Genomic DNA, 20,420 nt, shown 5'->3' on the forward strand with positions numbered 1-20,420 from the left:
TAGCTCCATTTTGACGGAGAAACCCAGTGATCAAAAGCAACAAAAAGAACTTGCAGATATGAATTTAAACTATTACATTTGAATAGTTGTTTAACTAACTATATGCCAAACAACCAATTCAAAAAGGGAGAGTTATACAGTTTTATCACGGGTAAAGCATCCACTGCCATAGCGAGGCGTTTGCAGAAGAAATTCAATTCGGCCGACCTGAACCTTACTATTGAGCAATGGAGTGTTTTGTATCATTTATGGAAACAGGATGGCATTAGTCAGCAGGAGCTATGCAATGCAACATTCAGGGATAAGCCGAGTATCACCCGGTTGGTCGACAACCTGGAGAAACTGAAGCTTGTAAAGAGGGTTTCTTCCAAGGAAGACAGGCGCATGAACATGATCTTCCTCACTGCCGAGGCGAGAAAGCTGGAGATAGAATCAATGGAACTGGCGGAAGAGACATTAAATGATGCGCTGGAGGGGGTGCCGGCCGACCAGGTTGAAATTTGTAAGCAGGTTTTGCAGATCGTGTATGATAATCTGAAATAGATCTCCCAATTTACCAAACCACATAAAAAAACAAAAATGAGCAATGCCGCCCAACAACAAGCCACCATCCTTAAGGGAGGAGAATGGCTGATCAAAGAAAGCGCAGCGTTTGAGACCTTCATTCCGGAGGATTACAACGAAGAGCAGCAGATGGTGAAAGAGATGTGCGTTAGTTTCCTTGACTCGGAAGTGATGCCCATTCTTGACAGGATCGATAAACTGGAGCCGGGGCTAATGCCTTCGCTGGTTGACAAAGCAGGGGAACAGGGCTTGCTGGGCACTTCCATTCCGGAAGAGTTTGGCGGACTCGGCAAGGATTTCATCACCTCAACGCTGGTTAACGAAGGCCTGGGGGGTGGATTTTCATTTTCGGTGGCTATTGCCGCCCATACCGGTATAGGCACTTTGCCAATACTTTATTTTGGCACACCTGAGCAAAAGGCAAAATACATTCCCAAGCTTGCTTCGGGTGAGTGGAAGGGTTCCTATGGACTTACTGAGCCCAACAGTGGCTCTGATGCCCTGAGTGCCAAGACAACCGCAAGACTCAGTGAGGATGGAAAGCATTACCTGCTCAATGGACAGAAATGCTGGATCACCAATGGCGGCTTTGCAGATATCTATACTGTATTTGCGAAAGTGGATGGAGATAAGTTCACAGGCTTTATTGTTGAGCGCGGCATGGAAGGATTCACCCAGGGGCCGGAAGAGCATAAGATGGGTATCAAAGGCTCCTCAACCGTACAACTCTATTTCCAGGATTGTAAAGTACCGGTGGAGAATGTATTGGGTGAAATCGGCAAAGGACATATCATCGCCTTCAATATCCTGAACATTGGCAGATTGAAACTTTGTGCGGCAGCATTAGGTGGGGCCAAAAGAGCATTCAATGTTTCTATTATATATGCCAATACCCGCGAACAGTTTAAACAGCCGATAGCCAATTTCGGTGCAATCAAACATAAGATCGCTGAAATGGCAGTACGTATATGGGTAGCTGAAAGTGCATTATACCGCACCAGCAAATGGATCGATAATAAAGAACATGAATTGCTGGATAGTGGCAAGCCTTTCAATGAAGCACTACTTGGGGCTGCCGAAGAATATGCCATTGAGTGTGCCATGCTCAAAGTATATGGAAGTGAGATGTTGGATTTCATTGTGGATGAAGGCGTGCAGATCCATGGAGGAAATGGTTACAGTGATGAATATGTGATCTCCAAGGCCTATCGCGACAGCCGCATCAACAGGATCTATGAAGGCACAAATGAGATCAACAGATTACTTACTGTAGATATGGTATTGAAGCGGGCCATGAAAGGAAAGCTTGATCTGATGGGCCCTGCTATGAATGTGATGAAGGAACTGATGAGTATTCCTGATTTTGGATCAACTGAAGAAGCGCCTTTTGAAGCAGAAAGAAAAGCGGTCAATAATTTCAAGAAAGCAATTCTCATGACAGCGGGTGCTGCCGTACAGAAACTGATGATGAAAATTGAGGACGAGCAGGAAGTGCTTATGCAGGTTGCAGATATGGCCATTGAAACATTTAATGCCGAAAGTGCATTGTTAAGGGTCATGAAACTTGTAGAGCAAAGAGGTGAAGCAGCCTGCCAGCTGGAATTGGATATCATGCGCACCTATCTCTATGATGCCGCCGACCGTATCAATAAACATGGCAAAGATGCTATCAATGCATTTGCCGATGGGGATGAACAAAGAATGATGCTGCTTGGACTGAAGCGATTTACCAAAGTTTCCTCTTTCAACAGCAAGGAGGCGCGTCGCCGGATATCAGCAAAAATCCTGGGAGAAAATAAATATCCCATGTAGTTGGTTTAGTTACATTTCTGACAGATCCCGGTGTGACCCACCGGGATTTTTTATACCCATTACCCAAAAATATTTTTAAGTGTAAAGTTGACTATTAAAAAAAATATGTTATTATTGGGATAGCATTAACATTGGAGGAAGGGGTATTTATCAAAGGTGATGTTTAAGAAATTGCATTAGTTAAGCAAATTACCTAATACCGATAATGTTAATTTCGAGTTAATTGGAGATAAAATTGGGGAGGTTGTCCCTAACTATTTCTACTAGCTTTAAGCCGGGTTCTGAAGTCAAGCGCGGAATCCGGAAAATTTAAGACCAAAAACTGCTATTATGAAACGATTGCTTAAATGGCTCCGCCATATAAGGAGTGATGTCTTTAAAACTCCATCTGCTATTTCCCCTGGTCATATTTCATTTTACAGTACACCGTAGTTGTTGCGGGGCAGGTGCCAACTCTTCCCCCAGTATTTATTAACCAAGTCAACTATCATTCATGAACAAAAGTTTTTTGTTTCATCCCCTGTTTGTTAAAAAGAGAGGAAGCGTTCACATGATGATCGCGCTCTGCGGTATGGCCATTGCCACACCATTATTTAATTATGCTACTCCAGAGGTTCCGATGGAGACTCCCTATTATGCTGATCGTGAGATAAGTGGCAGAATAGTTGATGATAAGGGGGCGCCTGTGGCAAATGTGAGCGTAATGGTAAAAGGAACCACCATTGGAACTACTACTGATGATAATGGAAATTTCAAACTTACTGTACCCGATGGTCAGTCGGTTTTGCTAATCAGTTATGTTGGTTTCAAATCCACGGAGTATACGCTTAACAGTTCAAATACAGTAGCCATTACCTTAACACCTGAATCATCCCAGTTATCGGATGTGGTAGTTGTAGGTTATGGAACGCAGAGAAAGGTAACGGTAACCGGTGCGGTAGCTCAGGTAAGGGGTAGCGAACTGGCAAAGACGCCGGTTATGAACCTGTCCAATACACTTGCCGGCCGCCTGCCGGGCATCACAGCTGTTAACAGTAGTGGTGAACCGGGGTATGATGGATCGGCTATTCGTATCCGTGGTACCAACTCATTAGGTAACACTTCAGCACTTATCGTAATTGATGGGGTGCCAGACAGGGCAGGTGGTCTTGAGCGTCTTAACCCGGCTGATATTGAAAGCGTATCAGTTCTGAAAGATGCTTCTGCTGCCATTTACGGATCCCGCGCTGCAAACGGTGTTATCCTGATAACAACGCGAAGGGGTAAATCAGGGAAGCCCCAGCTAACCTATAATTTTAACCAGGGCTGGGCGCAGGCAACCAGAATTCCCGAAATGGCAGATGCCATTGAGTATGGAGAACTCCGGAATGAGCTTGCCGTATTTGAGAATGTTCCCCCCAGCCAGTGGGCTGCAGCATGGCAGGCGCTGAATACAACAGGAACTTATGTACGCACAGATAATAACGCAACAGTTACTTCTCCGGTAGGATTTTTCCCTGATGACATTGTCAAGTATAGAGATGGATCTGATCCATGGGGACATCCAAATACGGATTGGTTCGGTGATGCCCTAAAAAAGTGGTCACCACAGTCGCGTCATAACCTTCAAATTAATGGAGGAAATGAAAACGTAAGGTATTTTGGATCCGTAGGATACCAGAACCAGGATGGTTATTATAAGAATTCCGCAACAGGTTACCAGCAGTATGATCTTCGTTTCAACCTGGATGCAAAAATCAACAAATACCTGAGCACAACTTTGGGTGTGACTGCAAGGGAAGAATATCGTTTTTTCCCAACAGAAAGTGCGGGTTCTATTTTCCGGATGCTGATGCGGGGAAAACCCAATGAGCCCGAGATCTGGCCTAATGGATTACCTGGTCGTGATATTGAAAATGGCCAGAACCCTATTGTTATCACTACTAATGCTACTGGTTATGATAAAGACAAACGTGATTATTTCCAGGCTAATGGAAAGTTTGAATTATTGATTCCGGGTGTTGAGGGATTGAAACTCACCGGTGCCGCAGCTATTGATAAATATCTTATGAGTGGCAAAAGATGGCAAACACCATGGTATCTCTATTCATGGGATAAAGTTTCCTATGAAGATGATGGCACAACACCTAAATTGACCAAAGAACTCCGTTCTACCTTTACTGATCCAAGATTGCGTCAGAATGCTGAGAACAGCCTCAATATCAACCTCTCAGCTCTCCTTAACTATGATCGCGTCTTCGGTGATCACACCGTTAATTTCCTTGCAGGAGTACAACGTGAAACAATCAATTCAGAATTCTTCAATGCATACCGGAGATATTTTATATCTACAGCGGTTGACCAGCTCTTTGCGGGGGGTGATGAAGAAAGAAATGTGAGCGGTGGTGCCTATGAGCGTGCCCGTCTCAGCTATTTCGGACGTGTAGGCTATAACTACCAGGAAAAATACCTGGCAGAATTTTTATGGCGTTATGATGGTTCCTATATTTTCCCTCCAAATAAACGTTTTGGTTTTTTCCCCGGTGTGATGGTAGGATGGAGAATCTCTGAAGAAGATTTCTTCCGCGAGAATGTTAGTTTCGTGGATAACCTGAAGCTTCGTGCTTCCTGGGGGCAAATGGGTGCTGAACCTTATATTAATGGATCGCTGGCAGAGTATCAATTCCTTGCTACTTATGGTTTCAGTAGCTTCATTATAGATGATGAGGTTGCCCGAGCCCTATATGAAACAAAAATGCCCAATCCAAACTTTACCTGGGAAGTTGGTAATAATACCAACGTGGGATTGGAGGCAACCTTATTCAACAATAGGCTGAATATCGAGTTCGATGTTTTCAGGAACCAGCGTAAGAATGCGCTTATCCGCGCCAGCGGTGCTGTTCCGGGAACATCCGGAATTTCAAACCTTCTGCCACCAACAAATATCGGTCAACTTGATAACAAAGGCTGGGAATTCAAAGTTGGTTATAACAACTCCATTGGTGATCTGCGTTATAATGTTGGTGTGAATGGAGGATATGCGAAGAACAAGATCGTGTTCTGGAGTGAAGCGCCGGGTGTGCCTGAATGGCAGCGATCTACAGGAAGCACTTTTGGAAGTAATGGAGCAGCTTTCCTTGTTTATGAATATGCTGGTGTATTCCGCGATGAAAAGGATCTTGCAGCTAACAATATTGATTATAGTGCAGTAGGTGGAGCTAATCTTCGTCCCGGGGATATGAAATTCAGGGATGTTAATAATGATGGAAAGATCACCGGTGATGACCAGGTAAGGCTGGATAAGAATCGTGACCCACGTTTCACTTATGGTATCAATGCAGGGTTGCAGTACAAGAATTTTGACCTCTCCATTTTATTCCAGGGTGCAAGAGGGGGACTTCTCTTCATCGGCACCGAATCTGGTGATATCGGAAATTATCTGCAATACACCTTCGACAATCGCTGGAGCATTGAAAATCCAAGCAGTGTTCATCCAAGGATCGATAACAGGGATAATACTTATTATTCGGGTTCAGGTGCAGGAAATAACACTTATTGGCTACGGGAAAATGATTATTTACGTCTTAAGAATTTTGAACTTGGTTATAATGTTACAACTGGCATCATTAATAAGGTGGGTATAAGTAACCTCCGCATATATGCGAATGGTATTAACCTGATCACATGGGATCAGATGAAAATTTATGATCCTGAAGCAGTAAGCGGCAGTGGTCAGTATTATCCACAGGCAAGGGTATTAAACCTTGGTGCTTCCGTAACTTTTTAAATAAGAACTATGAGAATCATAAATAAAATCACTAATGCATGCTTAATTGCCTCGTTGATAGCAATAAGCTCTTGTAATAAGGATTTCCTTGACACCCAGCCGCTGGGCGAAGTATCTTCATCTGCTGTTTGGAATGACGGTCCATTGGCCACTGCTTTTGTAAATGAAATTTATAATGGACTTGGGGCTGGAGGATTTGAAGAAGAAATGCTCGCCTCCTATACTGATGAAGCAGTATTCACTCATACCGGCCGTGGTATCAATACCGTTACTGAAGGAAGCGCAAGTGCGAGTAATACAGGTCGACTGAGCGGCACATATGCCTGGAGCTCGATGTATACCCGTATTAGGGCCTGTAACGTTGCTCTTCAGAACCTGGAAACATCTACCATCGACGAAGCGCTCAATGAGCGACTACAGGGAGAGATCCATTTTTTGCGTGCTTATTATTACCACCAGTTGGCTAGGTATTATGGTGGCGTTCCACTGGTTACACAAGTGTATGGGCTGGATGAAGATTATACAATTGCCCGAAGCTCATATGCTGAAACCATAGATTTCATAGTTAGTGAGTGCGAACTGGCAATTGGTAAACTTACAGGTTTGAGTATGCAGAAAGGTCGTGCTACTGCAGTGGCTGCAATGGCACTTAAATCAAGGGTGTTATTGTATGCTGCGAGTGACCTTCATGATATACCTACTGCATCAGCAAAATCTTCCGTCATTTCAGGTTTTGCAAACAAGGAATTAATTGGCTATACAAGCGGTGACCAGGCTTCACGCTGGCAGGCTGCCAAAGTAGCTGCGAGGGCTGTGATCGATGCAGCAAGTGGTTATAAGTTCAATCTTGATGCCCCAGTTTCAGCAGAGGAGGGAAGGATGAACTATATATCCATTTCAATGGGCGGAGGAAGTGCTGCCCCCGGGGTTGATGGTACTGCAGCATCTGAACTTCTGTTTGCACGTTATAATGTTCCTGATAAAGACGAATGGGGTGGGCCTTATGCAGGCTTGTTCAACGGACCTAACGGCTACCATAACTGGGCTGGTAATACACCCATCGGCGAACTGGTTGATGAGTATGAAATGATGGATGGCACTAAATTTTCCTGGAGTTCGCCTGCTCATAAAGCAGCCCCTTACAAGAACAGGGATCCTCGTTTTTATGCAAGTATCATGTTTGACGGTTCAGACTGGAAACCACGTAACCTTATCTCTGGTGATGTTGATCCCGCTAACCAAATTCAGACAGGGCAATATGACCTCATAGTTGGTGGCGCAACAATTACTTTCCAGGGCCTTGATACAAGGAGAAGTTCAATCGAAGACTGGAATGGTACCCGTACCGGCTATTATATGAGAAAGTTCATTGATCCGGATCCGGCTATTGTTGAAAACAATACCAAGCAATTTATCCCATGGCCTTTCTTCCGTTATACAGAAGCTGTTTTTAATTATGTGGAAGCATGCCTTGAACTCGGTGAAGAAGAAGAAGCCCGTAACTGGATGAATAAGATTCGATTCAGGGCTGGCATGCCAGCGGTTACTGAATCAGGTACTGCCCTGATGGATCGCTACCGCAATGAGCGCAGGATCGAGATGTTATTTGAGGAGCAACGTTATCATGACGCTCGCAGGTGGATGATAGCTCCCACAACACTCGGCCGGAAAATACATTTCATTAATGTGGTTGGTAAATTCAAACCAGGCAAATCACTTACCGGTACTTATAAACATGATGAATCTATTTATGATTATTCCTACACACCTGTTGAAGACATAAACCATGAAAACCGGAGCTGGGCCGATAAAATGTATTTTACCCCAATTCACCGCGACGAAATGAATAAGAATGATAAACTTATTCAGAACCCTGGGTATAATGACTAGTATTTTTTAAGATTTCTGTTCATATCAAAAAGTTTATGCCAGTATATTTATACTGGCATAAACTTTTTGTAAGTCACAACCTTTGCATTTTGAAACACCTTCTGCCATTAAGCATTGTTCTCCTTTTTCTCAATTCCTGTTCCAACGATAATTCTCCGGAGGGCAATGAGAAGGTAGGTAATCCTCTGTTTACATTACTGTCGCCTGATAGCACGGGCATCATGTTCAGTAACAACCTTACCGAAGCTGGCAATACAAATGTATTACTCTATGAGTATTTTTATAATGGTGGCGGTGTTGCTGTGGGTGATCTGAATAGCGATGGCCTGGAGGACATTTTTTTCAATGGGAATATGACACCGGGTAAACTATACCTTAATCGGGGTAATATGCAATTTGACGATATTACTCTTCCTTCAGGTGTAGTTACAAGGCAGGCACCCTGGAGAACGGGTGTTACAATTGCGGATGTTAATGGTGACGGGAAACCCGATATTCACATTAGTTATTCAGGAAAGGTGAGGGCCGACAACAGGGCCAACCAGCTTTTCATAAATAATGGCAATGATGCAAAAGGGATTCCGCAATTTAGTGAAGAGGCGCTTCAATATGGGTTGGCAGATACAGCCTATACAACACAGGTTTTTTTCTTCGATCATGATAGAGATGGTGACCTTGACCTCTTATCTCTTAACCATAATCCAAACAATATGCCTGTGCTGGATGAGTCAAGTACAGCAGCTCTCCTTGCAAAAGAAGATCCTTCCATTGGAGTAAGGTTGTTCCGCAATGAAAAAAACAAATTCACTGATATAACGCGGCAGGCTGGCATCAGCAGCTCGGTATTGACCTACGGTCTGGGTGCCGCAATAGCTGACATCGATGGAGATGGTTGGCAGGATATATATATCGCGAATGACTATAATGTCCCGGATTTCCTTTACATCAATAACCGCAATGGAACTTTTACTGATAAAAAGTTCTCCATGCTTGGACATACTTCGCAATCCTCCATGGGTAACAATGTGGCCGATATAAATAATGATGGCTTTCCCGATATTCTGGTATTGGATATGTTACCCGAGGATAATCGCCGGCAGAAACTCTTATTGTCACCTGATAATTATGAGAAATTTGACCTTATCGTTCGTTCGGGTTTCCACTACCAGTATATGCGCAATGTTCTGCAACTGAATAATGGGAATGGTACTTTCAGTGAAATTGGTCAGCTGGCTGGTATTTCAAACACAGACTGGAGCTGGGCACCCCTGGTTGCTGATTTTGATAATGATGGCTGGAAAGATCTGTTTATTACAAATGGCTATCTCAGGGATTATACCAATATGGATTTTCTAAAGTTCATGAATGATTATGTTGCAGCAAAGGGAAGATTAAGTAAGGAAGATGTGTTGAAGATATTGCAGCAAATGCCATCTTCAAATATTGTCAATTATGCATTCCGTAATAATGGTAATCTTGGATTTTCGAACATGGGTAAAGACTGGGGATTTAGCCAGGCAACAAACAGTAATGGCGCAGCGTATGCAGACCTTGATAATGACGGTGACCTTGATATTGTTGTTAACAATGTAAATACTCCTGCTTCTATTTACAGGAATGGAGCAAGTGATAGCAGCTCACATTATCTTTCTGTCCGCCTAAAAGGGAAGCCTGGAAATACGGATGGTATTGGAGCAAAGGTTGTACTTTATAACAAGGGAATAAAGCAATACCTGGAACAAATGCCGGCCCGTGGCTACCAGTCCACCAATAGTGCCCTGCTTCATTTTGGATTAGCTGAAAGCAGTTCAGTAGATTCAATAAAAATTATCTGGCTGGGTGGTAAAACCCAAAAGCTGACAAATGTAAAATCCCGTCAAACAATTGTGCTCGAAGAGAAAAATGCCGTGCAGGAAATTGACAAGCCGGTTTCACTTAAGCCAGTATTTGCTGAGATTAAGTCGCCCCTCAATTACACCCATCACTCAAACGATATAAATGATTTCAAAAGACAGCCTTTATTGACCAATCCATTATCTCATTCAGGTCCATCTATGGCGGTGGGTGATGTAAACGGCGATGGGCTCGAAGATATTTTTGCAGGAGGCGGAAACGGATATTCAGGAATCTTGTACCTGCAAAACAGGAAGGGAGAATTCAGTGCAAGCAAACAGGCGGCTTTTGATGTTGATAAGAATAGTGAGGATGCTGATGCGGTAATTGCAGACCTGAATATGGATGGATTTGCAGATCTCTATGTTGTAAGCGGGGGTTATCATAATTATTCACCCAAAGATGCAGCACTCCAGGACAGGATCTATCTGAATGACGGGAAAGGAAACTTTAAGAAAGCGACCAATGTATTGCCTGAAATGCTTGTATCAAAAAGCTGTGCTGCGATAGCCGACTTTAATGGAGACGGATCGCCTGATATTTTTCTGGGGGGCCGAAATATTCCGGGTAATTATCCTGAAACTCCTTCCAGCTATCTTTTGATCAATGATGGTAAAGGTGTATTCACAGATCAGACCAGCACCATAGCCCCTGAATTGAAGAATATTGGCATGGTTACAGATGCTGTTTGGTCAGATATAAATGCAGATGGTAAGAATGATCTTGTATTGGCTGGTGAATGGATGCCCCTGACTATCTATATCAATAACAACAATAAACTGGAGAACAGGACCAAAGAAATTCTGGGTAAGGAATTTAAAGGTTGGTGGAACACATTGTTGGTAACTGATCTGAATAATGACAATAAACCTGATATTGTTGCAGGTAATGCGGGACTAAATATGCAATGCCGCGTTTCAGATGATGAACCTGCTGAGCTATATTATAAGGATTTCGATAATAATGGTTCGATTGATCCAATATTGAATTTTTACATTCAGCATAAAAGCTATCCCTATGTTACAAGGGATGAATTACTCGATCAGATAAGCATGATGCGGACAAGGTTTCCTGATTATAAAAGTTATGCCGATGCAGGTATGAACGATATATTCACGAAGGAAGAAATGAAGGATGTAAAGAAACTAACTGCCAATCATCTTGCTACCACCTGTTTCTTAAGTAATGAAAAGGGTACCTTAAATCTGACAGAACTTCCAGTACAGGTACAGTTTTCACCTGTGAATACAATTAACACACTTGATTATAATAATGATGGCATCATGGATATACTACTCTGTGGAAATATCAATAAAGCAAGGCTTCGGTTTGGTAAAATGGACGCCAATTATGGAATACTCCTGAAAGGAGAAGGCGCGGCCTTTAAATATATTCCCCAGCACGAGTCCAATCTTAAATTATGGGGTGATGTCAGATCAGTTGTGAAAGTAAATGACAGCTTTCTTTTTGGAATAAATCAATCAGAAATGAAGGCATATAAATTGAATAGAAATGTTGAGAAACAGTAAAGTCCTTTCATTTTTTATATTGTTGCTATTATCCTGTTCTTCCGGCAAAAAACAACCTGAATTAAAAGGAGAGGAAATCAGCAGGGTGATCAGTAAGATGACAGATGTTATGGTGCGCGATATTACCAATCCACCCCTTGCTGCAAGATTTTTCAGTTATAGCCTGCTATCCGGTTACGAGGTAATGTCAGAATATGATAAACGATTGGTAAAAATGCAGGGTAGGCTAAATGACTATCCGGCAATGGAACATCCTGATTCACTTAAGCCTATCAATCACCAGCTTGCATCCATTCTTGCTATCATGGAAACAGCGCAACGGTTGCAGCCATCCGGAAAGGAGATTGAAATCTATAAATTTAAGTTCCTGGATTCTTGTCGTTCGGAAGGTTGGGATGAAGAAATAATTCTTAACTCCTCAGGCTATGCAAATGTTATCAGCAAACAAATTTTAGCCTATGCTAAGGCTGACCGTTATAATAAAATCAGTAACCTGTCGAGATATACTCCTCAAAAAAAGGAGGGTAGTTGGTATCCTACCCCGCCCGCTTTTATCGCAGCGGTTGAACCGAATTTTAATACTGTCAGACCCTTTACGCTCGATTCGGCATCACAATTCAAACCAGTACCACCCGCAGATTATGATTCCAAACCAGGTTCCGAATTTTATAACCTGATGAATGCTGTATATACTGAAAGTAAAAAAGCTGATCAGGAACACCAGGCAATTGCTGCTTTCTGGGACTGTAACCCGTTCATGGTGAATGATAAGGGGCATCTTCAGTATGCGTTTAAGAAAATTTCACCCGGCGCGCATTGGTTAGGCATTAGTGGAATTGCCTGCCGGAAAGCAGCCATGGATTATAGTGAAACCCTTCAGGTACTTTCCACCGTTTCTATTGGTCTGATGGATGCTTTTATGGCTTGTTGGGATGAAAAATACAGAAGCAACCGGATAAGACCAGAAACAGTGATCCGGAAACATCTGGATCCCTCCTGGGAACCGCTGCTTCAGACACCACCTTTTCCAGAATACCTTAGTGGACATAGCACCATATCCACGGCCTCTGCAGTCATTCTAACAAATTTCTTTGGTGATAATTTTTCCTATACAGACAGCGTGGAAATTCCTTATGGACTACCTGCCCGAAGTTTTCGCTCTTTTAAAGAGGCTGCAGAGGAAGCTGGTGTTTCGAGGTTTTATGGTGGCATTCATTATATGGACGCAATTGAGCAGGGGAATATCCAAGGTGCAAGAGTAGGGGAATGGGTGATAAAAAAAATCGCAACTGAGAAAAACAAAAATGAACAGGCAAGTACATCAAATTAATAGAAGGCTAATTTTTTTTTCGATACTTGGTTCACTGTGCCTAAGTATCATCATGGGAGGATGTGATCAGCGCGAACGCGCACCAAAAGATGGAATATATTTCTCACAGGTTAAGTCATCTGAATCGAATATCAATTTCAATAACAAGCTGGTTGAGAATGATTCTACAAATTTCATTATTAACCAATACATCTATATTGGTTCTGGCGTTGGTATAGGTGATTTCAATAATGACGGACTGGAAGATATATTTTTTGCTGGTGCACAGGTGCCTTCGAAATTATATATCAATAAAGGAGGAATGGAGTTTGAGGATGTAACGGAGAAAGCAGGGCTCACAACTTCGAAGTGGTGTACCGGTGTTAGTGTGGTTGATATTAACAATGATGGGCTGCAGGATATTTATCTGTGTGTTACCAATGCAAGTAATGCCGAAAGCAGAAGGAATCTTCTTTATATAAATAAAGGTTCTCTTCGCTTTTCCGAAGAGGCTAAGGCTTACGGCCTGGATGACCCTGGTTATTCTACACAGGCAGCTTTTTTTGACCAGGACCAGGATGGTGATCTTGATATGTACCTGATGAATCACAATGTGTTTCATGATGAACCCAATAATTTCATTCAGGATACCAAAGGAAACAGGATGGCAACGGATAAGTTTTACCGGAACATCGGTACAACCCCTGGTGGCAGCCATCCTTTATACCAGGATGCATCGGAAGAAGCGGGGGTGAAAGATGTTGCTTATGGATTAGGATTGACAATAAGTGATCTGAATGGAGATGGCTGGCAGGATGTTTACGTGGGCAATGATTTCATAAGCAATGACCTCCTCTGGCTAAACAATCAGAAAGGAGGTTTTACAAATACAATATCCCGCTCAATGCGTCACCAAAGCTATAATAGCATGGGGGTGGATATTGCTGATCTGAATAACGATCTTCTTCCAGAAGTGGTAGTGCTGGATATGCAGCCCGAAACCAATTATCGCAAGAAGACCATGTTTGCTGGTGCTAATCCAGAACGATATGAAATGGAGCAGAAGATGGGAGGTTTTCAGCCACAATTTGCAAGGAATATGGTACAGCTCCATCATGGAAACAGGAAGCCTGATAGTATACCAGAACCGTTTTTTAGTGAGATAGGGAATAGTACCGGACTTGCAGAAACCGATTGGAGTTGGAGCGTATTGCTTGCTGATCTTGATAACGATGGGTTGAAAGACGTGCATATTACCAACGGGCTCTCAAAGGATCTGACCAATAATGATTTTCTATTTTTCCGACACGGTCGTCAGCAGGTAATGACGGGAGAAGATGCAAGCCCGAATAACGATACTACCAGGTTATTAAAAGAACTTGATTCCTATGGTGCTGTCAAAATTAATAATTACCTATTCAGGAATACAGGCAATCTTGGCTTCAGGGATATTACACAAACTGCAGGTATGGCCAGTCCATCCATTTCCCATGGTGCTGCATATGCTGATCTGGACAATGATGGAGATCTTGATCTTGTGGTGAACAATATGAATCAGCATGCATTTATTTGGCGTAATGAGGCGAGGCACTCTATTTCAGATTCATTATCAAATTTTATTACTCTGAAGTTGAAAGGAAATGAACTCAACACAACAGGCTTGGGTGCCAAAGTTTATTGCTATACGGGATCAAATATTCAACTGCTTGAACAGAGTCCGGTAAGGGGATATCTTTCATCTGTTGACCAACGACTACATTTCGGAGTGAATTCTGTAAAGCTGATTGATTCACTTAAGATTGTATGGCCTAATCAAAAACAACAGGTTTTAAAAGAATTAAAGGTTAATCAGACCATTGTCTTGAATATTAAGGATGCACGGGATTTTGTTGAGCAGCAGGGCATGCCTGCACAAACTATTTTTGAGGAAGACAAATATGCTATTGCATTCCGTCACCAGGAAAATTCCTTTTTTGATTTTGGCCGACAGAAATTAATCCCCCAGAAATTCTCTCAGCTTGGACCAGCACTTGCCGTAGGCGATGTAAATGGTGATGGGCTTGATGATATATTCGCGGGTGGGGGAGCTTATCAGTGGGGACGTATCTTTATTCAGGGTAGCGATGGAAAATATATAGGCAAAGATTTGGGAACCGGAGAGAAGATCGGAGAGGATGCCGCTGCAATATTCTTTGATGCTGATGGCGATAAAGACATTGATCTCCTGCTCCTTTCCGGGAGCTCTGAATATGGACATAGCTCTTCATTAAATGTTCCAAAGCTTTACCTGAATAATGGAAAAGGTGATTTCAGTTTTTCGGAGAATGCAATCCCGCCAGATATTTCCAGCCTCTCCCAGGTAGCTGAGGCTTCAGATTTTGATCTGGATGGCGACATTGATCTTTTCATAGGAGGGAGGGTGATACCTGATCAATATCCAACACCTGCGCGTTCATACCTGCTTCGGAATGATAAGGGAAAATTTGTGGATGTAACAGAAGCGCTTAGTAAAGATCTGGTTAAGCCAGGACTAATAACAGCAGCACAATGGGCAGATCTCGACAAGGACGGAAGAGAAGATCTGATAATCTGCGGTGACTGGATGCCTGTTCGCTTCTTTATGAACAGAAACGAAAAATTCAGCGAGGTCAAAGAAGATATAACAGGTCTGTCAACTATGCATGGTATGTGGCGGTCATTAAAGGCAGTTGACCTTGATAATGATGGCGACATTGACCTTGTTGCAGGAAATCTTGGCTCGAATAATAAATGGCGCTTCAATAAGGAACGTCCTATGAAATTGTATGCTAATGATTTTGACCATAATGGTTCAATTGATCTCATTCCTGCCTACTATATAAAAAATGATAAAGGACAATATGATCTCTACCCTGGAATTGACAGAACCCAGTTGGCTGAAGAAATGCTTTTCATTAAAAAGAAGTATTTACTGAATGAGGACTTTGCCAGGGCAAATATGAAAGAAATTCTGGAGGCTCTTGACAAGGAGGGAATGATTGAATTAATAAGTGAAACAGCAATGAGTGTGTGGATAGAGAATCTCGGCAATGGGAAATTTTTAAGTCATGAGTTGCCCGTTGAAGCACAGATAGCACCTATTAATACTATTGAGTGCCTGGATATTGATGAAGATGGAAATATCGACTTGCTAATTGGCGGTAATGAGTACCAGGCTGAAGTGAGTGCCGGACGCTTCGATGCTTCTTATGGTTTATTACTGAAGGGCCTGGGGAAAGGCAAACTTATGGCTATAAGCCCCGTGAAATCGGGGTTTATTCTGGATGGTAATATTAAACATATAAGGAAAATTCATAATCAGGCAGGAAAAATTTCCATCCTGGTAGGTATTAATAATGACTCACTTCGAGTTTTCCACTGATTTTTCGTAGCTTAATTTCCCTAAAAGCAAGCAACAACATGGAAACCCAAACAAGGCGGGAATTTATTTCCGAAACTGGTAAGGCTACTGTAATGGGTGGAATAGGAGCATTCTCTGCTGCATCGTGGGAGAACAAGCTTCGCCACAAATTCATCCACCACGTTTATTTCTGGTTAAAAAATCCGGACAGCGCCGATGATAAAAAGAAGTTGCTGGAAGGATTGAAAAAACTTTCATCGGTTAAAACAATAGCGATGTCGCATATTGGCGTTCCGGCACCTACCAACCGTGAAGTTATTGATCGTTCTTATGCTGTTTCCTGGCTTCTGGTATTCGACAATAATGAAGACCAGGCCAGTTACCAAACCGACCCTGTTCACCTGAAATTTATTGAAGATTGTAGTATGCTCTGGGAAAAGGTAATCGTGTACGATTCCGTAGAACAAAGCATAGTTTAGTCCTGCAGCTGGCTTGCAGCGGCCTTGTCAACCATCCAATGTGTTACGCCGTATTCCGGTTGGATCACTTGTGATGGATAGAGGTTTATATTAGTATCGCCCTGTAATACCTCTTTCAATGCCATGGCCTTATTGGCGCCTGTTGTCAAAAATAATATGCAGGCTGATTTGTTGGCGATGGTTTTGGTGAGTGTAATACGGAACATATCCTGTTGATTGAGAAAAAAGGAGGTACACCATTTTTCGGTTTCATGCACCACCTCTGTGCCAGGAAAAAGTGAAAGAGTGTGTCCATCATCCCCCATCCCCAGCAACAATAAGTCGAAGCTTTGTTCTTTCCCGTCAAAATACTGATGTAATACCGCCTCATACTGCCTGGATGATTCACGGGGATCAGGCAGGTCGGTCCGCATTATATGGATCTGTTCTGCAGGAATGTTCACTTTATTCAGAAGCGTATCATAGGCCATTCGGGCATTGTTCCTTTCATCTTCAAAAGGAAGGTAGCGCTCATCACCCCAGAAAATATGGATCTTGCTCCAATCGATCCGGGAACGGTAGGGCTCAGTACTCAATATTTCATGCAATCGTTTTGGTGTACTGCCTCCTGATAGCGCCATAGTAAACCGGTCGCGGCTCCGCAATGTTTGCTCGATCCGTTCGGTGATAAACTGTGCTGCATGCTGAGCTACTGATTCGGCATCCGGGAGTATATGCAGGGCTGGGGAAATCATGGCTTGTCTTTTGGTTATTTACCTCTGTTTTTTTAGTGCGTTACCTGCTTTCCTGATGCGGCGGAGGCAATGTCACCCAATTCCGTCCATCGCGCGCAATAAGCGCTTCGGCATCTTCCGGTCCCCATGACCCGGGGGCATAGTTCGGAAAATCAACCGGCGGTCTTTGTTGCCATGCTTCCAATATGGGCATGATCACTTTCCAGGCAGCTTCAACCTGGTCCTCGCGCATGAAGAGCGTGGCATTTCCTTCCATTACGTCTAACAAAAGTGTTTCATAGGCTTCCGGCTCATGCTCTTCATAAGCATCATTATAGCTGAAGATCATATCTACAGGGCTTAGCGTAAGGTCCTGCCCCGGACGCTTGGCCTGGAAACGAAGGCGTATATCCATATCAGGTGCTATACTGATGGTGAGCCGGTTGGAACGCCATGTTTCGGCCGATTCAGGCGGGAAGGCATAACTGGGTGCCGCCTTGAATTGTACCGTTATAATCGTCTCTTTATCCTGCATCCTTTTGCCCGTGCGAACATAAAAGGGAACATCCTGCCAACGCCAGTTATCGATATAAAATTTAACAGCTGCGAATGTATCCACTGCTGAATCAGGTGCAACATTCTTCTCCTGACGATAACCTAAAACCTGTTCACCTTTCATCCACCCCCCCGAATACTGACCGCGTACTGCATAGTGGTGTACATCCTCCCGACTTATTTTCCGCATCGCATGCAATACATCCACTTTCTTATTTCTAATCTCATCAGCATTGAAATTCACAGGTGCCTCCATGGTAACCATGCACAATAGTTGCAGGATATGATTCTGCACCATATCACGCAAGGCTCCTGAACTCTCATAAAAATCTCCTCTTCCTTCAACACCAACCGTTTCAGCTGCCGTGATCTGGATATGATCAATATAATTACGGTTCCATATGGGTTCGAATAAGGCATTGGCAAAACGGAGCGCAAGGATATTCTGAACTGTTTCTTTTCCAAGGTAATGGTCTATCCTGTAGATCTGTTTTTCATCGAACATACCTGCCAATAGCCGGTTGAGCTCAAGCGCACTAGCAATATCATGGCCGAAGGGTTTTTCAACCACCACACGCGTGCACTTTGTATCGGCACATATATTGAGCGGCCCTAGCTTGCTTACGATTCCAGGTACCAGCTGCGGTGCTACTGCCAGATAAAAAATCACATTTGGATGCTCCCCGTATGCAGCCTCTTTCTCTTTAACAATTGCGGCAATCTTCTCATAATCTTCCTCCACTTCCGCATCCATCTGCAGGTAAGAAACATATTCAGAAAATACCTGCCATTTGCCGCCCTGGTCGTCCTTGCGCCTGCTGAATTGTTGTATCCCGTTAAAGAGATGTTTCCTGTAGGAACTGTTGTCATAGGGCCTGCGACCAATTCCGACGATGTCAAATTTTTCAGGCATCCACTCATCAATAAAAAGATTGTAGAGCGCGGGGGAAAGCTTGCGGTGGTTAAGATCGCCGCTGCCTCCAAAAATGAAGATCAGTGAAGCAGACGGGCGTTTATGAGCAGCAGACATAATTTAATTTCTGGTTTTCGTTTTTGGTTTCTGATCAGGTCCATTGCGTATGATACTTGCCTTCCTTATCAGTTCTTTCATAGGTATGTGCACCAAAATAATCACGCTGGGCCTGAAGCAGGTTGAGCGGTAATCTTCCTGTTGTATAGGCATCATAATAGGTCAATGCATTCATAAGTGCACCAGCAGGAAAACCATTCAGTGCAGCTTGTGATACTACCCTTCTTAGTGCATGGATATTATCCGTTACAAGCTTTGCAAGTGTTTCATCAAGGAGCAAATTGGGTATTTGCGGGTTGCGGAGATAAGCTTCATAAAATGTTTCCAGTAAAGTGGAGCGTATGATGCATCCTCCCCGCCAAACCTTAACTGCATTGTGAAGCGGAATTTGCATTTCCAGTTCTGTTGAAGCAGTATGTAACATGGCCATTCCCTGAACATAACTCATAATGATGGCTGTATATAGTGCCCCCCTGCAATCATTTTCAAGAGTGCCGGCATTAAGCATTTCAGAAGGGTCGGAAGTTATTCCAGCTTGTTTGTCGCCATGTATCTTATCAGCTTCCACTCTTTGCGACTTAAGGGCTGAAAGATTTCGCATAGTCACAGCCATATCAATTGTAGGGATGGCAACACCCATGTTCATCGCAATCTGTGAAGTCCACTTACCGGTTCCTTTAGATCCGGCCTTGTCAAGAATCATATCAACAAGATGGTTACCGGTCTCCGGGTCTTTCATGGAGAAAATATCAGCGGTGATCTCTATAAGGTACGACTTGAGCTCCGCTTCATTCCAGCTGCTGAACAACTGGTGTAACTCTTCATTGTTCTTACCCGCCCCGCGGCGGAGTATATCATAGATCTCGCAAATTAGTTGCATGATCGCATACTCGATTCCGTTATGCACCATCTTAACAAAATGCCCGGCTGCACCATTTCCCATATAATCCACGCAGGGTTCGCCATTCACTTTTGCAGCAATGGATTGTAGGATAGGCTTAAGATGTTCCCAGGCTGTAATATCCCCACCCGGCATCATGGAAGGACCAAACCTCGCGCCCTCTTCACCGCCGGAAACCCCAATGCCGATAAAATGAATTCCTTTCGGGGCTAAGTATTGGTAACGCCGAAGTGTATCCGTATAATAAGTGTTTCCACCATCAATTATTATATCCCCCTTATCAACCAATGGAAGAAGACTTTCGATAACATCGTCTACAGGCTTTCCTGCAGGAACAAGTATCATAATCCGGCGGGGAGTGGCCAGTTGGTTAACCATCTCTTCCAGCGTATTAACACCTTTCACGATGGTGCCGGCCGTGGCGGCCTTTTCAAAATCAGCTGTCTTAACGGGGTCTTTATCAAAGCCGATGGCTTTGAAGCCATGATCGGCAACATTCAGCAGGAGATTGCGGCCCATTACACCAAGGCCCACCATTCCGAAATCATATTGTTGGTCCATTGCAGTTGGTTGGATTGGCCGCAAAGGTAAGAAGCCGCG

The 20,420-nt window shown here is 43.3% G+C and carries 11 protein-coding genes; 8 read left to right on the forward strand and 3 right to left on the reverse strand.

Going from position 1 to position 20,420, the window contains the following annotated elements; translation table 11 throughout:
- Positions 1-102: 102 nt before the first annotated feature.
- The 8 genes from HY58_RS08695 (at position 103) to HY58_RS08730 (ending at position 16,621) form a co-directional block, all read left to right on the forward strand.
- Positions 103-543, forward strand: coding sequence for a MarR family winged helix-turn-helix transcriptional regulator (locus HY58_RS08695; protein ID WP_039130578.1), 441 nt, complete (start codon positions 103-105; stop codon positions 541-543).
- A 36-nt stretch (positions 544-579) separates the two neighbouring features.
- On the forward strand, positions 580-2,376 hold the full coding sequence (locus tag HY58_RS08700) for an acyl-CoA dehydrogenase family protein (protein ID WP_039130580.1): 1,797 nt from the start codon (positions 580-582) through the stop codon (positions 2,374-2,376).
- Between the two features lie 493 nt (positions 2,377-2,869).
- Positions 2,870-6,142 (forward strand): TonB-dependent receptor, encoded by a 3,273-nt coding sequence (locus HY58_RS08705; protein WP_216593785.1) that lies wholly within the window; start codon positions 2,870-2,872, stop codon positions 6,140-6,142.
- 9 nt (positions 6,143-6,151) lie between these two features.
- Positions 6,152-8,032: a RagB/SusD family nutrient uptake outer membrane protein gene (locus tag HY58_RS08710; protein WP_039130582.1), complete on the forward strand. Its 1,881-nt coding sequence runs from the start codon at positions 6,152-6,154 to the stop codon at positions 8,030-8,032.
- Between the two features lie 89 nt (positions 8,033-8,121).
- Positions 8,122-11,454: a VCBS repeat-containing protein gene (locus HY58_RS08715; RefSeq protein ID WP_039131128.1), complete on the forward strand. Its 3,333-nt coding sequence runs from the start codon at positions 8,122-8,124 to the stop codon at positions 11,452-11,454.
- The gene (locus HY58_RS08720) at positions 11,438-12,784 is read left to right on the forward strand and encodes a vanadium-dependent haloperoxidase (RefSeq protein ID WP_052323970.1); all 1,347 of its coding nucleotides are present in this window, start codon (positions 11,438-11,440) and stop codon (positions 12,782-12,784) included. Before HY58_RS08715 ends, HY58_RS08720 begins: the two co-directional genes overlap by 17 nt.
- A 52-nt stretch (positions 12,785-12,836) precedes the next feature.
- The gene (locus HY58_RS08725) at positions 12,837-16,163 is read left to right on the forward strand and encodes a VCBS repeat-containing protein (protein ID WP_052323971.1); all 3,327 of its coding nucleotides are present in this window, start codon (positions 12,837-12,839) and stop codon (positions 16,161-16,163) included.
- Between the two features lie 38 nt (positions 16,164-16,201).
- Positions 16,202-16,621, forward strand: coding sequence for a Dabb family protein (locus HY58_RS08730; RefSeq protein ID WP_039130586.1), 420 nt, complete (start codon positions 16,202-16,204; stop codon positions 16,619-16,621).
- Here HY58_RS08730 and pgl read toward each other — a convergent pair.
- Genes pgl through gndA form a run of 3 tightly spaced genes read right to left on the reverse strand, consistent with a single transcriptional unit; the run spans position 16,618 to position 20,381 of the window.
- Positions 16,618-17,355, reverse strand: coding sequence for a 6-phosphogluconolactonase (gene pgl / locus HY58_RS08735; RefSeq protein WP_039130588.1), 738 nt, complete (start codon positions 17,353-17,355; stop codon positions 16,618-16,620). The genes HY58_RS08730 and pgl overlap by 4 nt on opposite strands.
- Before the next feature lie 40 nt (positions 17,356-17,395).
- Positions 17,396-18,919 carry a glucose-6-phosphate dehydrogenase gene (gene zwf / locus HY58_RS08740; protein ID WP_082022105.1) on the reverse strand — a complete coding sequence of 508 codons (1,524 nt, stop codon included), beginning with the start codon at positions 18,917-18,919 and terminating at the stop codon, positions 17,396-17,398.
- Positions 18,920-18,953: 34 nt separating this feature from the next.
- A complete protein-coding gene (gene gndA, locus HY58_RS08745) occupies positions 18,954-20,381 on the reverse strand; it encodes an NADP-dependent phosphogluconate dehydrogenase (RefSeq protein ID WP_039130593.1) in 1,428 nt (475 codons plus the stop codon).
- Positions 20,382-20,420: the final 39 nt, after the last annotated feature.

This window comes from Flavihumibacter sp. ZG627 (genome assembly GCF_000814325.1).
GTDB lineage: Bacteria > Bacteroidota > Bacteroidia > Chitinophagales > Chitinophagaceae > Flavihumibacter.

What these genes read in the sequence shown, in the direction of transcription:
- HY58_RS08730 (WP_039130586.1), top strand. Translation starts at nt 16,202, where the DNA reads ATGGAAACCCAAACAAGGCGGGAATTTATTTCCGAAACTGGTAAGGCT.
- HY58_RS08700 (WP_039130580.1), top strand. Translation starts at nt 580, where the DNA reads ATGAGCAATGCCGCCCAACAACAAGCCACCATCCTTAAGGGAGGAGAA.
- HY58_RS08720 (WP_052323970.1), top strand. Translation starts at nt 11,438, where the DNA reads ATGTTGAGAAACAGTAAAGTCCTTTCATTTTTTATATTGTTGCTATTA.
- HY58_RS08725 (WP_052323971.1), top strand. Translation starts at nt 12,837, where the DNA reads ATGGGAGGATGTGATCAGCGCGAACGCGCACCAAAAGATGGAATATAT.
- pgl (WP_039130588.1), bottom strand. Translation starts at nt 17,355, where the DNA reads ATGATTTCCCCAGCCCTGCATATACTCCCGGATGCCGAATCAGTAGCT.
- HY58_RS08710 (WP_039130582.1), top strand. Translation starts at nt 6,152, where the DNA reads ATGAGAATCATAAATAAAATCACTAATGCATGCTTAATTGCCTCGTTG.
- gndA (WP_039130593.1), bottom strand. Translation starts at nt 20,381, where the DNA reads ATGGACCAACAATATGATTTCGGAATGGTGGGCCTTGGTGTAATGGGC.
- zwf (WP_082022105.1), bottom strand. Translation starts at nt 18,919, where the DNA reads ATGTCTGCTGCTCATAAACGCCCGTCTGCTTCACTGATCTTCATTTTT.
- HY58_RS08695 (WP_039130578.1), top strand. Translation starts at nt 103, where the DNA reads ATGCCAAACAACCAATTCAAAAAGGGAGAGTTATACAGTTTTATCACG.
- HY58_RS08705 (WP_216593785.1), top strand. Translation starts at nt 2,870, where the DNA reads ATGAACAAAAGTTTTTTGTTTCATCCCCTGTTTGTTAAAAAGAGAGGA.